A 15,382-nucleotide genomic window follows, 5' to 3' on the forward strand; every position below is an offset into this window, starting at 1 on the left:
AAATCGGTCGTAACGTGCTCAAAACGCAGCTAGTTTAAAGATGAACTGTATAAATATATGCCTCCTGCGTGGAATTTTTTGAACAGAATCTACTCAATGCTTTTTACATCTATTTCTTACATCGTTCAAACTTGCACTTTAAAATACCAACCATAAGTGGCTATCTTTGATCAACTTACAATTACCTTAAAGTAAAGCTTTAAAATCTGATATGGAGCATATCCTTGAAAGCACACAATTTGCATCTATCGGCAGACTGGCCAATGATTTTAAATCAATAGTAGAATCTCTGGCTGTACCAGGACTTACCTGCACGGTGTATGAATCGGAAGATGAGTTAGCTAAAAACATAAACCAACACAATGCGCTGGCTGCATTTACCGTGAGCGACCATGTAGATATATCAGGTATAAAATGGATTCATAGTTTTGGTGCGGGGGTCGATGGTTTCGTGCAAAGAAAGGATCTCAATCCCAATGTCTTGCTAACACGCACGGCTGGTAATATGGGCAAGCGTATGGCTGAGTATTGCCTGGCCTATATTTTAAATGACCTTAAGGCCATTAATCAATCCCTTAAAAACCAGCAAAAGAACTCATGGGAACCGCTACAAATTGGAGATTTATATGAGCAGAAAGTATTGGTGTTTGGCACCGGCACTATTGGTGGTGCTATCGCGGATAGTCTGGCACCAATGGTCAAGCAGTTGGTATGTGTCAACCGCTCGGGTACTTCAATCAAACACCAAACAGTAGCCTTGTCTGCACTTAGTAATCTGGAGGCTTATGACATTATCATCAATGCTTTACCCCTAACCTCTGAAACCACCGCCATATTTAATCGACTATTTTTCTCGAAGTGTACCGGGGCATTGTTTATCAATGTGGGTCGAGGAGAGTCCGTGGTGGACTTGGATTTACTCAGTGCATTAAACAAAAGTCAATTGCGAGGTGCTGTTCTGGATGTTTTTCATGAAGAGCCACTACCCTCTTCTCATGCGTTTTGGTCTACACCTAATCTTTTAGTTACACCACATCACGCCAGTAAAACCAATAAAAAAGACCTGCAAGAAAGTTTCTCACAGGTCCTTAAGTCTATTAGAAACGGAGATCGATCATCTCCATTATTTGTCGACATCAAGAGAGGTTATTGATCTGCTGACCAATCCGTGTATCCTCCGGAATAATCATAGACTACCGTGTAGCCATTATCGACCAACTCTTGCGCAGCTTTGGCACTTCTACCACCTTTAGCACAGTAAACGACCACAGGCTTTTCCTTATCTATGGAGTTCATTCTGTTTTTAAACTCACCGGATAGAAAGTCCATGCCAATAAGTGCACCTTCTATATGACCAAGATCAGTTTCGTTCACAGTTCTTACGTCTACAAGCTGAACATCAGGATTCTCGGCCATAAGTTTCTTTAAGCCTTCCTTATCTACCTTTACAGGATTTATATTCTGTACGGGCTCTGTTGAGGCTGCAACTTCTTCATTATTCTCATTTTGAGCCTCTTTCGTGTTACAAGCCACGATACTCAACGTGGCTATTAAAAGTATAATGTAGCTTTTCATATTATTGAAATTTTGGTTTAAAAAAAGGGGCAAACTTTTCAGCCGGCCCCTCTTCCATTTATTTTCAAACGGTTTTGCTTATTGCTCTCCGTCCATTGTTTTTAACTGCTTAGAAACTTTTACTAATTTCTCATCCATACCAAGCTGGTTGTAGATGTACTGTAAAGTCTCAAGTGTAGTTCTATCGTTTGGCTGAAGCTCATTCGCTTTCTCCCAGTGAGGAACTGCTGCTTTAAGCTTAGCATCGATAGTTTTCTGCATTTCTTTAGCTTTTTTCTGATCCGCCTGAGAAATACCCAGGTTGTTTTTCTCCTTGATTAGGTCTACAGCTACGTTGTAGTTAAGTACCGCAAGGTTAAACACTGCATTGTAGAAATCAGGATCAGCATCGATCGCCTGTTGGTAAGCGTCCTGAGCTTTCTCTTTGTTATCAAGCTCTTCGTACATTACACCTAAAGTGAAATATAATTCAGGGTTGTCCGGCTCTTTTTCGATAGCGCCTTCGATCTCAGCTTTAGCTTCATCTACTTTGTCCATTCTGATCAAAGTGTTGATTTCTGTTTTTGCGAAATCGATATTGTCAGGAAACTGCTCCTTAGCTTTTCTTACGATAGCTAATGCTGCTTCATCGTCTTTATTTACGCTTCCTTCGATGTAAATTAAAGAGTTATAGATGTCTTTGCTGTGATAATCAAGGTCATCGATCAATACGTAATAGTTTTTAGCGGCTGTCTCGTAATCTTTACCAGACTGTGCTGCCAAACCAGCGTAGATGTAACCTGTAGTATCTTTAGGCTGTATTACCTGCGTTTTAGTGAAATACTTCACCGCATCCTCAGTGTTTTCGCTTTGGTAAGCTTCTACACCCTGGTTAAGGTAATGTCCCCAAAGTACGTTAAGCTGCTGATCTTTAAGTACAGGTAGTCCAGCATCATTTGTGATGTAGTACTTGTTACCTTCAGGATCGATTTCGTCTGCTTTCGCGAAAGCTTCCATAGCGGTTTCCAACGGATTATCAGCTAAGTTTTGAAATTCCGGGTTGCTAGTGGTATCTAAAGTAGCGTAAACTAAACCTCTGTAATACCAGGTTTTTCCATCGTCTTTAGTTTTTTCGTGTTCGATTGCTTCGTCCACGATTTGCTTGGCTTCTGCCAATTCTCCATCTGTTCTTGCTTTCTCAGCCTGATTAATCTTAGGTTTCTTTTGCCCATAACCAGCACCTGCCAGCGAACATATAGCAACTATTAAAATTAATTTTTTCATAATTTGATATGTGTATTATTTAGTTGTGTTCAATTTAATAAATTATTCTTTTGAATCTCCTGAAGTCTCAGAATCTTCGTTTGTCTCAGTAGACTCATTTTCGTCTAGCTCCTCGTCTTCAGTTTTTATCTTTTCTATTTTTTCTACCGAAGAAATTATGTCGGTGTCGTTGAGTTTAATCAATCTCACACCCTGAGTGGCTCTACCCATAACTCTCAGATCTTCAACAGCTAATCTGATTGTGATGCCAGATCGGTTGATAATCATCAGGTCATCAGAATCAATTACTTCTTTAATAGCAACTAGCTTGCCAGTTTTGTCTGTAACGTTGATGGTTTTTACTCCTTTACCACCTCTTTTAGTGATTCGGTAGTCTTCTACCAATGAGCGTTTTCCGTAACCGTTCTCACTTACAACCAGTAAGTTAGCCCCTTCACGGTCTACAATGACCATACCAACTACCTTATCTTCCTCACTTTCCAGTGTTACACCTCTTACACCAGACGCAGTACGGCCCATGCTTCTTACATCTGACTCATGGAAGTGAATGGCTTTACCCATACGTTTAGCAATTACCACGTGGTTATCACCGTTAGTAAGCTTAGCTTCCAATAAACGATCTCCATCTTTCACTGTGATCGCATTGATACCATTTTGTCTTGGTCTGCTGTAGGCTTCAAGGGCTGTCTTTTTAATGGTACCGCTTTCAGTACACATCATCACGAAGTTGTTATTCACATACTCTTCGTCAGTCAGACTCTCTACATTGATTACGGCACGTACTTTGTCACCAGTCTCAATATTTATTAAATTCTGGATGGCACGTCCTTTAGATGTTTTGCTACCTTCTGGTATGCCGTATACTTTCTTCCAGAACACTTTACCATATTCTGTGAATATCAGTAGGTAGTTGTGTGCCTTGGCTATAAACAGGTGCTCGGTAAAGTCATCATCTTTGGTGCTTACACCACGAGAGCCTACACCTCCCCTGCCTTGTGTTCTATATTCGGTTAGTGGCGATCTCTTGATATACCCCTGGTGAGAAATAGTAATTACCATTTCATCATTAGGGATCATATCTTCATAAGTAAGATCGTCCGCACTGTGTACAATTTCTGTTCTTCGGTCATCACCATAGCGCTCTTTTACTTCAAGGAGCTCTTCTTTGATGATTTCCATTCTTCTGTCTTCGTTTTCGAGGATGTACTCAAGCTCTTTGATCAGCTTCATTACCTCGTCATACTCAGTTTGTATTTTATCTCTTTCAAGACCGGTAAGACGCTGTAACCTCATTTCGAGGATAGCCTTGGCCTGAATTTCTGATAAATCAAACTTCTCAATCAAGCCAGCTTTCGCAGTATCAGGATCTTTGGCTTTTCTGATTAGGTCAATCACCTCATCGAGGTTGTCTAGCGCGATCAAATACCCTTCAAGGATATGCGCACGCTTCTGCGCCTCCTGGAGCTCATATTCAGTTCTTCTGATTACTACCTCATGCCTATGATCAACATAATGCTTGATCATATCCTTAAGGTTGAGTTGTACAGGTCTACCTTTTACAAGTGCAATGTTGTTTACACCAAAAGAAGACTGTAGTTGTGTGTACTTATACAGGTGGTTAAGTACAATATTTGGAATGGCATCTTTTTTCAGATCATAAACGATTCTTAAACCGTTTCTATCAGATTCGTCTCTGATGTCTGAGATACCGTCTATTTTTTTCTCATTTACAAGGGCAGCAGTTTTTTCAATCATGCTGGCCTTATTTACCATATATGGTATTTCGGTAACGATAATTTGCTCACGACCCGTGCTGGTTGTTTCAAATTCGGCTTTAGCACGCATCAAAACTCGACCACGGCCGGTTTCAAAAGCTTCTTTTACACCAGTGTAACCATAGATTGTAGCACCTGTCGGGAAGTCAGGAGCAGTAACATACTCCATCAATTCAGGTATGGTGATGTCGTTATTATCAATATAAGCTGCGATACCATTGGCCACTTCAGTAAGGTTATGAGGCGCCATGTTTGTAGCCATACCTACCGCAATACCGGAAGCACCATTGAGCAGAAGGTTTGGTAGCTTGCCGGGAAGAACTGTAGGCTCCTTTAATGAATCATCGAAGTTAGGGCTAAAATCAACGGTGTTTTTGTTGATATCTGTGAGTAGCTCATCGGCTATTCGCTTGAGTCGCGCCTCGGTGTAACGCATGGCTGCCGGTGAGTCACCGTCAATAGAACCAAAGTTACCTTGTCCGTCAACCAGTGGATAACGCAGGGACCAATCCTGGGCCATACGTACCATGGTGTCGTATACAGCGGTATCACCGTGTGGGTGATACTTACCTAAAACCTCACCGACAATTCTTGCCGATTTTTTATAAGACTTATTATAATTAACGCCAAGTTCCAGCATCCCAAATAGGATTCTGCGATGAACGGGCTTCAAACCATCTCTCACGTCTGGTAAGGCCCTGGAGATAATTACAGACATAGAATAATCTATGTAAGCTCCACGCATCTCATCCTCTATATTAATCGGGATGATGTTCTCATTTGCTCCTTCTGCCATGAATTTTCTTTAATTCCTGTGTTATGTAAAAATTAAGGCGAATTTACACAATTCAAGCCTCAATTAACAATGTATAATTAAGATTTAGCACTATTTAGACAATATAAATCGATGGTTGTACAGGTGACTCAGATAAGTGGGCCTCATGAGCCCTAAAGGCACTTTCTCGAAGGCTGATATTATGCAGTAAAGCAGTGCTTTTTTTAGTAAGCGTTAAATTTCTTCTTATTCTTTCGCTTGTACTTTATCAAGTTAGGATAATTCTGTCCGTGATGTGGATTTTGCCATTTATAAAATGGGTGCACACGGCTTCTATATACTTTATTGCCGTGCTGGTGATTGATCTGTGTGGTGCAACTTTTGAGAAAACACTTCCTGAGCTTCGGTATGCGATATATAAACCCAAATGATACGTAAAAGGCATTCATTGAGGTATTTACCGATAAATCAGTTTCCGGCATATTGACTGTAAAATTCTTAAAATCGAATGAAGGCCTCACGAACAAACTAAAATACTCAGACATTTCGCGCTCTATAGTGGCTCCTATATTGAAGTAAATACCTTTCTGAATAACATCCTTATTAAATTTTTTGGTGAGGTTAAAAGCTCCTATCTGCGCATCTACAGCAAGTACATATTCATAATAGCGATACACCTTAGCTCCCAACAAAACAAAGTATTTTTTATAGAATGTGCTTCCAAAATCAGGGTCAAAAGTGCTTAGCTCATCTTCAAACATATTGGGCGCAAAAGTGCCCGGTCTGTGATATTCAAAAATAAAACCCCCTCCTATTTTATAGCGATCAAATTCCACATGTATACTGCCTGTGAGTGGAATACTTGTGCCCGGTGCTTTATATTTTATATCAGCTGTATCGCTATTAACCAAAAAATCACTAGCCGGATTAAAGCTCACACTGGAATCTGCTACTACATCGTTGAACCAGTACCTATAAGCAGACGATATATTGCCCCCACTGATGTTTCTATCTTTAGAAAAGATAACCGGTCCGCTGTTTTGAGGTTGTAAAATGGCAAAATCTGACAGATCCTGACTGTAAAAAGTGCGTCCGTAGCCTGGGCTAAAGCTAAAATGCAGTTTGCTTATAAGGGCTCGTAAACCACCGGAATTGGTAGGTTCTGCATAAAAATGATTCAGAGGTATCGTAACCTTCTCCTCATCTTGCGCATAGGCGCTTTGAAAGGCAAATAGTATGAAAAAGCCCGTTATGAAAAAATAAGATATAGCTGCCCTTTTGTGCATTGCTCAATAAACAGGCAATTTTAAAAAATAGTATTGTAAAAGTTGTAAAAACAACTACTTCATCTCAAAGGTTTGGCAAAAAGATTTGAATATGGGGTATTCATCTAAGCCTAGCTTATGACCAATATCCTGTATTTTTTTAAACTCAACCTCCGATATAGCACGCTCATCTACTATGTCAGAATCATCGTGTAAAAAGAATGAAGATAGAAAACGAACAAACATGTAAGGCACATTCATCACAGCATAGGCAAAACCTTTGGAATGATCTTTTTCTTTTTTCAGGTCTTCTAAACTAAATGTGTGCTCCATCGAAATCTTAATGACCTCGTAAAATTTCATTTCCCAGGCCTCGAAATTCTTTATGAGGAACTTCATGCCATGTGCCACCGGGTCTACTTTCATAAAAAAGCCACCCTTAGACATCTTGCGGGCCATTTTGTTTAATGCCAGCTCTTCAAATAAGCTTATGCTTCCATTAGCAAGAGCCATGCCGACTGTTGGCGCCATCATAACAAGTGATAAAAAGTCGTGATCACTGATTTCTAAAAAATTTGCCTCATTGGCGATGAAGTCTGCCTTAACCTCAACCGTAGCGACATGTACTTCAGGAATCTCTATGATCGTGGCTATTTCGTTTTCTGAAAACATTTCTATCCTTTAAAATTTACTAAAGATAGTGATAAAATTAAAAAAGCGATATTTTCAAGCAGCTGATATTGCCAGAGGGTCATAAAAAAAGCTCCGAAATCATCCGGAGCTTTCATTATTTCTATTTCGACTTCAATTAAGCGTCTTCGTCTTCTAGTTGAATTTGCGCTAGAATCTCTTCGTATCTTGCCTGAACTTCTTCATCAGAAGCTACAGCGCTTTTAATCGCGTTGTATGCTTTTCCACCGTCAGGTAACATTTTAGTAGCTAAAATCTTGATCACGTCTCCGATAGCCGCTTTTCTTTCTTCAACCATATTGTTAAGGTTGCTCATGAATTTTTCTTCAAATTCTGTAGCTGGCTCACCGTTTCCACTAGAAAGTTCTTTATATCTGTTTCCATCTATACCTTCCTGATTCTTAATCATTGAATTCAATGAAACGCTGATCTCAGCTTTCATTGCATCAACCGCCTCCATCATTATTGCATATCTTCTAAGATTCTCATCTGTTAGATAATCTTCGTCTTGAGCGTTTGCAACATTTACACTCAATACAGCAAATAATGCAATAAAAAATAAACTCACTTTCCTCATTTTTCTTCTTGTTTTATTGGTTACTAATTCTATTCAATTTTATAAAACCCCGAATAAACAGTTTTTAGGCCGTTATCGCAAGTTTTTGCTTCTAAAGTTATTTAATACCCCGCATTTTGGGTGATCAATAAGCCCTGTGTTTGTACTCTAAAGAGTAAAATGCCTTAAAGGCAGTTTGCCCTGTATCTATGGTAAAGTCAAAAGTTCTTGTTTCGTTTTTCTGTTCTCCTACCTTATCAAGTGTTAATAACACGGTATTATCACCAGCTTGTAAAGGTGCGCGTGTATAGTAAATACTGTGGGGCAGGGTCTGCCAGTTTCTGGTGTCAGCTTTTTCAGTAAGTGCATTTAAAAAACTCACAGCCAAAGCCAACCCTTCACTTTCTTTTTCGACCTGATTTTCTGCTGCCTTTTTAAGCGCAACGCGTAGTAATGACTTGCCAAACTCTAACAACATCCTCTCTCTCAATGTTTTAAAGGCTATTTGATTAATGTCTTCGGCTAACTCAACCTGATGCGTTCTATCATTTACAATCAACTCAGCACCTGTATAATACTTGCTTCTTTCCACATACTTAGGGAATGCTACCCTAAACACATCCAGGTCGGTTAACTTGCTATGATCTTCAGGATTATCACTGACAGGTACTGAAAAAGGAAATGTGAAATCATACTCATCGTTTGTGAAATTAAAAACCCCTCCCTCACTTTCAATTACAGCAAAATTTATGCTCCATTCGCTTTTATATGGCCCTAAGCCGTTGTTCCAGAAAAAGACCAAAGAACCATCCACAGGGGTGTATTTGTATTCGGTCATACCAAATTCTGATTTAAACTTATCATACTCTTCATAGAAACCCGTGAGATAAGCGGTACGTAAAATATCCTCTTTTAATTGTTGAGGTGCGTCAAGAGAAAATAACGCTGTATAGGAATTTTCATAAATCTCGTATGCATTTCTATAAGCTATAAAGGCGTTGTTATAATCTTTCTGAGCATCATAAATGATCCCCATCAGGTTATGAATAAAGGCATCTTCCTTATACTTATTATCTGACCGGTACTTGTCGCTCAATTGTTGCAATCTGATATTAAGCCTTTTACACTCAACAAGTGCCTCATTATACATACCTAACTGCAGAAAATTTATCGCCTTGTAATAAAGCAATAGTAAACGCTCATGATCTTCACCTTTGTAGGCTACAGCCGTAGGATTAGTGAGATAAGAGGCAGCCTCATGTAAGTAATTGGTTTGGTAATCTTCCGTATAGATGTAAGCCTGCTCGAAGTAATCATTGCTTTCTTCAAACCGGCCCAGCATCGATAATACCACACCTCTATTCACAAGGTAGAGAAACCGCTCTTTACCCTTAGCGACTTTTTTATTCTTCACCAGGACTTGCTCAGCTTGCTCCAGATTGCCTTGTTCAAATGCCACGTTAAACTCACGATTCATTTCGTAGTAAGTAGCACATGACGTAAGAGAAAATAAGCCAATGATTATCAGAGGCTTATAATTAAATGCCATAGTATTTGAGAAAATAACCCTGGATTAGTTTTCTATAAACTTTTTGATTTCTTCCTGACCATACCATACTCTTTTGTTGGTCTCCAGGTCAGTCAAATATAGCGTAACGATATAGTTAACGACCTTTTCTTTGTTGTAGGTGTCGGTTTCAGAGGTCATTGTACCAAAAAGCATAAGATCTGCTCCATACTCTTTGCCCCATTGAGCCGTAGTTTCCGGTGAAGAAAATTCTTGCTGATCAGCTCTTTCTTCTCTGATTCTTTCTCTGAACTCACGAGATTCTACCAGGTCGGCCAGGCCAGAGTTAAAAATCTCAAGCTCAAATTTTTTGATAAAGTTGTCTGAGTCTATATGCTCACTGGTTTTGTTATTGATATATCCTACAATAATAGCCGGTGTTTTGCCATTTTCCGCAGCGTATGATTCGTATCTCGGGCTATTTAGAAATTGCTGTACAGTCTTATTAGCCACTTTCTTGGAATCAACATCATTCCATCTGCCACTCAAATCTATTTGTTGGTCAGGGTCTACTCGGGTAACAGTTCTCTGAGAGCAAGAAAAAAGCAACAGGCCAGCGACTATCGCCAGGCTTAGGTTTCTAAAAGGAGTTTTCATTCGTTTTGATTAAATTTTTACAGAAAGTTTAACATTCAAAAATCTTGCCGATAATGAATTGGGCACAGCTATCTGAGTATCAGTTACATCGGTTATCCAGGTAAAGGAAATAGGATTACTTGTACCTAATAAGTTTAGTATCTCAGCAGTGAGTAAAACCCACCTTTCTTTACCATATTTTTCTTTATTTAAATAAAACTGTTTGGCAAAACCAATATCTACCCTCCTATAGCTGTCACCATTAAATACGTTTCTATTGTCAAAATCGTTGGGCGGACCAAAAGGCAATCCACTTCCAAACAATAGACTTAAATTTACTCTGAAAGTCGGGTTGTTTGGTAGATGGTCCTGGAAAAATATGCCTACATTCACCCTCTGATCGGTGGGTCGCCTGATATAGCCTCTACCATCGCCTTCTACATTTTCCCTCACGTTGAGTATGCCCAGACTAAACCAGGATTGTGTGTCTTCTATAAATTCACCACTCACTCTTAAATCTATCCCGGTAGCAAAAGCTTCAGCATTGTTATTAGCGTAATACCTTACTTTTACATTATCTATATCGTAAGGAATTACATCATACACCTTTTTGTAATACACCTCCCCTAAAAATTTAAAGGGCCTGTTCCACCATCTAAAATTATAGTCTAAACCTCCGATGACGTGCAGCGACTTTTGAGCCTTTAAATCTTTATTGAGGTTACCATTAAAATCTCTCAACTCTCTATAAAATGGTTGTTGTTGGTAAAAACCTACCGCTGCTTTTAGCACAACATCTCTTACCCAGTCAGGTTGTATTGAGAATTGCACCCGCGGGCTTATCAGTAATTGATTATTCAGGTCCCAATAATTTAGGCGTGTACCGTAAGTTGTGGTGATGTTCTTTCTTATACGGGTTGTATTCTGTACATAGGCTGTGTAATAAGCAGAAGTAATACGATTTTTAGCTTCTGTACGATTTATCGACTCCTCCAAAACAAAATTCGCTGAGTCAACAAATGCATATTCACTCAGCTGATCATCTATATCCTGGTAAGCATAGCCAATCCCAAATTCCAAATCATTTTTATCATTGAGCTGAATTTCGTTTCTATTTTCAATGTTTACGATGTTGGCGTTTAGGGTATTTCTACCATAATCGTAGTTTGTGCCAATTCCACGCGTAACGATACATTCGTTAAAAGTCGCAGATCCTACGTTTTTATCTACATCACACAGTCGATAGCCCCCCTCTACTTCAGTAAATTCACGCTCATAAGCCACTACACCCGATGTGATTAATTTTGTTATCCAACGGTCATTGATGGCATGAGTCAATTTAAGGCCACCCTGATAGGTGTCATATTCTAGCAACTCTCTGCCTTCAAAGCCCACAAATAGCTTTAATGACCTGGTAAAGGTGCCAAATTCAGTTTCTCTACTGGTAGGTTCTATCAGGTAGCGATTGCGAGCATAGGCACCCAGTATACCCAAAGTCGTTTTGTCAGGATTATCAGCAGGACCCAGTTTAATATTTACATAGCTCTGTAGGTCGGTAAATTTTGGCAAATATTCTCCTTCCACCTCCAGGGTGTTGAGTAGGTATTGCGAAGATTTGTGCCTTACCCCTGCCAGATAACCCACTTTTCCGTTATTAGATATGCCTTCAATATGGGCACCTGCCCCTAGAAGACTTACATATGCAGTAGCCCCGGATGATTTTGGTTTTTTATAGGTAACATTTAATACAGAAGAGAGCTTATCTCCGTATTTGGGTTGCCAACCACCAGCAGAGAAACTCACGTCATCTACCATGTTGGTATTTATGAAACTAAGGCCTTCTTGTTGTCCATTACTGATAAGAAATGGTCTGTAAATCGGAATATCATTAACATATACCAGGTTTTCATCAAAGCTACCGCCACGGACGGAGTAGGTGGATGATAGCTCGTTGTTGCTTACAACTCCCGGAAGCGTACTCAGTACCTTAGTAAAATCACCAAAAGGAGATGGTAGCGCTTCAATTGATTTCGGTTCGAGTTTAATAACGCTTACTTCTTCTCGCTGCCTCTCTCCTTTTACATCAACTCCTTCGAGTATAGCTATATCTTCCTTCAGTGCTACATCGAGGACATACTCAGCTTTTTCATTAAGTGTTATTGTAATTTCCTGAGGTACATAACCCACATGGCTAATGAGTAATATTAGGCTATCTGATGCATCGGGTCTCTGTATTTTTATTACATAGTTACCATTGGCATCAGTCTGCGTACCCAGAGTGGTTGATTTTAAAACAATATTGGCACCAATTAAAGCTTGATCATTCTCATCTGTTACTTTACCTGCTATTTCTATATCCTGACAAAGTCCTGGTATAGAGAACAACAAAAAAAGTAAGCCAATATAATTTTTCATGCAGATGATACTACTGCTGTTAAACGTTTTTGAGGTTAGAAATAGTGTCTTTAGGATTGCTCGATTTAAAAACAAAACTTCCTGCCACTAAAACATCCGCACCTGCTTCGATTAATTCAGCTGCGTTACTTTCATTTACACCTCCATCAATTTCGATCAAGGTATCAGCCTCTGCTTCTTCAATCATGTCTTTGAGTGCAATTACCTTATCGTACGTATTCTCTATAAACTTTTGGCCACCAAAACCAGGGTTTACCGACATGAGACAAACCAGGTCGATATCCATGATTGTATCTTCAAGTAATGCGATATTGGTATGAGGATTGATTGCTACTCCGGCTTTACATCCGAGATTTTTAATCTGTTGTATGTTTCTATGTAAGTGCGGGCAAGCTTCATAATGTACTGTGATAGTTTCAGCGCCAGCATTTTTGAATGCTTCGACATAATTTTCAGGCTTTTCAATCATTAAATGTACGTCCAAAGGCTTTTTCGCATGCCTGTTTATCGCTTCCATCACTGGGAGACCAAATGAAATGTTTGGTACAAAAACTCCGTCCATAATATCTATATGAATCCAGTCGGCAGCGCTGTCGTTAAGCATTTCTACTTCTTTCTGGATATTGGCAAAATCTGCAGCTAAGATAGATGGAGCAATAATTGGCGTACTCATTGGGTGTAGTGTTAAATCCTAAGTTATAAACGATAAATGCATCTTACAGTATGTCTGCAGATGTGTGGTCAAAGATAGAAAAATAATGGAATTAGAATTTAACTAATCGGGCTTTATAGTGTTGGGTATCGGTGATTAATTCAAGCACATAAACACCACCTTTTAGACTCTCTTCCAAATCAATAGTTAAAACATCGTATGATGCCTCATTAAGATTATTCTTAAACATCGAGCGACCGTTAATATCAAATATCTCGATACTTAACAAACGCTCCTGATTAGTCATCTTGATATTGAGTTGGTCACCACTAAGTGGATTTGGAAAAACTTTGATGGCTTCTTTTTTTGCAATGGGATTTATAGACAAAGTGGTTTTATAATCAGGAATACCATAACCGGTTTTGTTATTTGGCTCATTGTAAGTCACACTCAGTTCCAGAATAAGTTGCCTCAACTCAAGGTTAGTAAGGGTTGGGTTAGCCTGCCACGAGAGCGCGGCCAAACCTGCTACCTGCGGAGCTGAGAATGATGTGCCATTTTTACTTCCAATAGAGCCATTGCTATTGATGACACTTGCTCCACCACCATAGGCGACTACATCTGGTTTAATACGACCATCGGCAGTTGGACCAATAGAACTAAAGCCACTAGGCTCGCCATCAGCACCAACAGAACCTACAGCCAGAATATTGTCGGCATCGGCCGGAGTGGTAATAAATTGCCACTCATTGCTACCTTCATTTCCGGCACTTGTCACTACGAGTATTCCTTTTAATGTTGCTATCTCTGCTGCCTGGGAAATAATCGCAGTTTTACCATCAAGGTCTTCTATTGTATAATCCATAGCTGAATCATCAAAAGTGTTGTAGCCCAGCGAGGTACTGATTATATCTACGCCAGCGCTATCCGCCTTTTCTGTGGCTATTAACCAGTTGTACTCTTCAATTCTATACTCCCCTGAGACATCTTCTGTGGTAAATAACATAAACTCTGCCCCTGTAGCTATTCCCTGATATTCTTCAGCAATTAATGCCGCTACAGTAGAAAACGCTTGAGTACCATGCGAGCTCGACTTATACACTTCATCGCTGTTTTCGACAAAATTATAGACGTATGTTACCCTGTTCTCATCAAAGATATGTTGAAAGGCACTGGCGGTATTTACACCTGAAAAGCCACCATCAAGAAAAGCCATACTTATTCCTTCGCCAAAATACCCCTCAGAATGCAGGCTATTGATTCCCAGTATGTTAAGTTGAGTCTGATTGGCCACTGACTTTTCTCTGTTAGATTTATCTTTATGCTTTCTGGAAGATGCTGTAAGTCTTTCTCCAGGTGCGACAAAAAGCACACTATCTACGTATGATAGTGCTTCTACACTCGTGATATTGGCAGGTTCTGTTTGTATTAAAGCTGCATTAAACCATTTGGATGTAAAAAAGACATCTATGCCAAGGTCTTTTACCCCTTGTAAGTAGCCATCATTAACCGGCAAATCCTGTTCTGTAATTGCTATTTCCTGCTTTACCCTACGTTCAATGGCTTTGCTGCTTAGAAATTCTTCCGGGTTACTCGTAGAATAAGCAGAACTCTCTTTATCACTAAAAAAGACCATGTAGCGATTGCCCTGAGCAAAACCTACAAGTGGCAAAATGGTTAATAGCAGTATGGTGAATTTAGTCCTTACCATACGATACTAATGATTGTTTGTAAGATGAGCCACTTTCTATCTCCTGAAGACCAATACAATCAGGATCGGTGCAGTAATTGAGCAGCAGCGATTCTTTATAAACCAATCCGATGCCTAAACCATAAATTTCAATTCGTTTATCTTGCTGAATAACGGTATCCTGATTATCACTTTGGATCACTCTTAACGTGTTTGCCAAAGAATCACCTAAGCTGGTTGTATAAGGCTGCCCTATTTCTATCATTTCATATTCGTCTTCTTCCTGGGTGTTTAGTTTGTTTCCATCCCAAACTTTTCCTCTTTCTACAGGAAAAACCAATTTTAAGTATGGTATGTTTTCTTCAACCAACACAGCTTGGTTAGAATTGATATATGTTGACCACGCACGCTGAAATTCCCAACTGCTTGTTGTGTCAGGTCTGGTAGAGCGGTGTAGTATATAATTAATGTCACCTGACTGGCTGGCAAATGAGTCTACAACCTCTGTTCTTAGTTGGAAACGAGATGAATCAATCGTGCCTAGTATGTCATAATTTACTTCTTCTACATCATAAACAGCATA

At 39.5% G+C, this 15,382-nt stretch carries 13 protein-coding genes; 1 reads left to right on the forward strand and 12 read right to left on the reverse strand.

The features are described 5' to 3' along the window. Window positions 1-211: 211 nt before the first annotated feature. A complete protein-coding gene (locus tag E1176_RS15860) occupies window positions 212-1,153 on the forward strand; it encodes an NAD(P)-dependent oxidoreductase (protein WP_155211810.1) in 942 nt (313 codons plus the stop codon). Here E1176_RS15860 and E1176_RS15865 read toward each other — a convergent pair. From E1176_RS15865 to E1176_RS20765, 12 genes are all read right to left on the reverse strand, one after another. After that, window positions 1,147-1,575 carry a rhodanese-like domain-containing protein gene (locus E1176_RS15865; RefSeq protein ID WP_155211813.1) on the reverse strand — a complete coding sequence of 143 codons (429 nt, stop codon included), beginning with the start codon at window positions 1,573-1,575 and terminating at the stop codon, window positions 1,147-1,149. The genes E1176_RS15860 and E1176_RS15865 overlap by 7 nt on opposite strands. Window positions 1,576-1,653: 78 nt before the next feature. Beyond that, window positions 1,654-2,838 (reverse strand): tetratricopeptide repeat protein, encoded by a 1,185-nt coding sequence (locus E1176_RS15870; RefSeq protein WP_155211815.1) that lies wholly within the window; start codon window positions 2,836-2,838, stop codon window positions 1,654-1,656. Between the two features lie 42 nt (window positions 2,839-2,880). Then, complete coding sequence (gene gyrA / locus E1176_RS15875) at window positions 2,881-5,409, reverse strand: DNA gyrase subunit A (protein ID WP_155211818.1); 2,529 nt, start codon at window positions 5,407-5,409, stop codon at window positions 2,881-2,883. Window positions 5,410-5,612: 203 nt separating this feature from the next. Further along, window positions 5,613-6,674, reverse strand: a complete 1,062-nt coding sequence (locus E1176_RS15880) for a hypothetical protein (protein WP_155211820.1) — start codon at window positions 6,672-6,674, stop codon at window positions 5,613-5,615. Window positions 6,675-6,728: 54 nt separating this feature from the next. Then, on the reverse strand, window positions 6,729-7,325 hold the full coding sequence (locus E1176_RS15885; RefSeq protein ID WP_155211821.1) for a hypothetical protein: 597 nt from the start codon (window positions 7,323-7,325) through the stop codon (window positions 6,729-6,731). Between the two features lie 136 nt (window positions 7,326-7,461). Continuing rightward, window positions 7,462-7,920, reverse strand: a complete 459-nt coding sequence (locus E1176_RS15890; RefSeq protein ID WP_155211824.1) for a hypothetical protein — start codon at window positions 7,918-7,920, stop codon at window positions 7,462-7,464. Window positions 7,921-8,044: 124 nt separating this feature from the next. Further along, window positions 8,045-9,448, reverse strand: coding sequence for a COG3014 family protein (locus E1176_RS15895; protein ID WP_155211826.1), 1,404 nt, complete (start codon window positions 9,446-9,448; stop codon window positions 8,045-8,047). A gap of 24 nt (window positions 9,449-9,472) precedes the next feature. Further along, window positions 9,473-10,063, reverse strand: coding sequence for a penicillin-binding protein activator LpoB (locus E1176_RS15900; protein ID WP_155211828.1), 591 nt, complete (start codon window positions 10,061-10,063; stop codon window positions 9,473-9,475). A 9-nt stretch (window positions 10,064-10,072) separates the two neighbouring features. Continuing rightward, window positions 10,073-12,457 carry a TonB-dependent receptor gene (locus tag E1176_RS15905; RefSeq protein ID WP_155211830.1) on the reverse strand — a complete coding sequence of 795 codons (2,385 nt, stop codon included), beginning with the start codon at window positions 12,455-12,457 and terminating at the stop codon, window positions 10,073-10,075. 19 nt (window positions 12,458-12,476) lie between these two features. Beyond that, complete coding sequence (gene rpe / locus E1176_RS15910; RefSeq protein WP_155211833.1) at window positions 12,477-13,130, reverse strand: ribulose-phosphate 3-epimerase; 654 nt, start codon at window positions 13,128-13,130, stop codon at window positions 12,477-12,479. Window positions 13,131-13,221: 91 nt separating this feature from the next. Beyond that, a complete protein-coding gene (locus E1176_RS15915) occupies window positions 13,222-14,820 on the reverse strand; it encodes a S8 family serine peptidase (protein ID WP_155211836.1) in 1,599 nt (532 codons plus the stop codon). Further along, window positions 14,807-15,382 (reverse strand): hypothetical protein (locus E1176_RS20765; RefSeq protein WP_185152840.1); only part of this gene is annotated, 576 nt, incomplete at its 5' end. The genes E1176_RS20765 and E1176_RS15915, both read right to left, overlap by 14 nt.

This window comes from Fulvivirga aurantia, assembly GCF_009711475.1.
Classification (GTDB): domain Bacteria; phylum Bacteroidota; class Bacteroidia; order Cytophagales; family Cyclobacteriaceae; genus Fulvivirga; species Fulvivirga aurantia.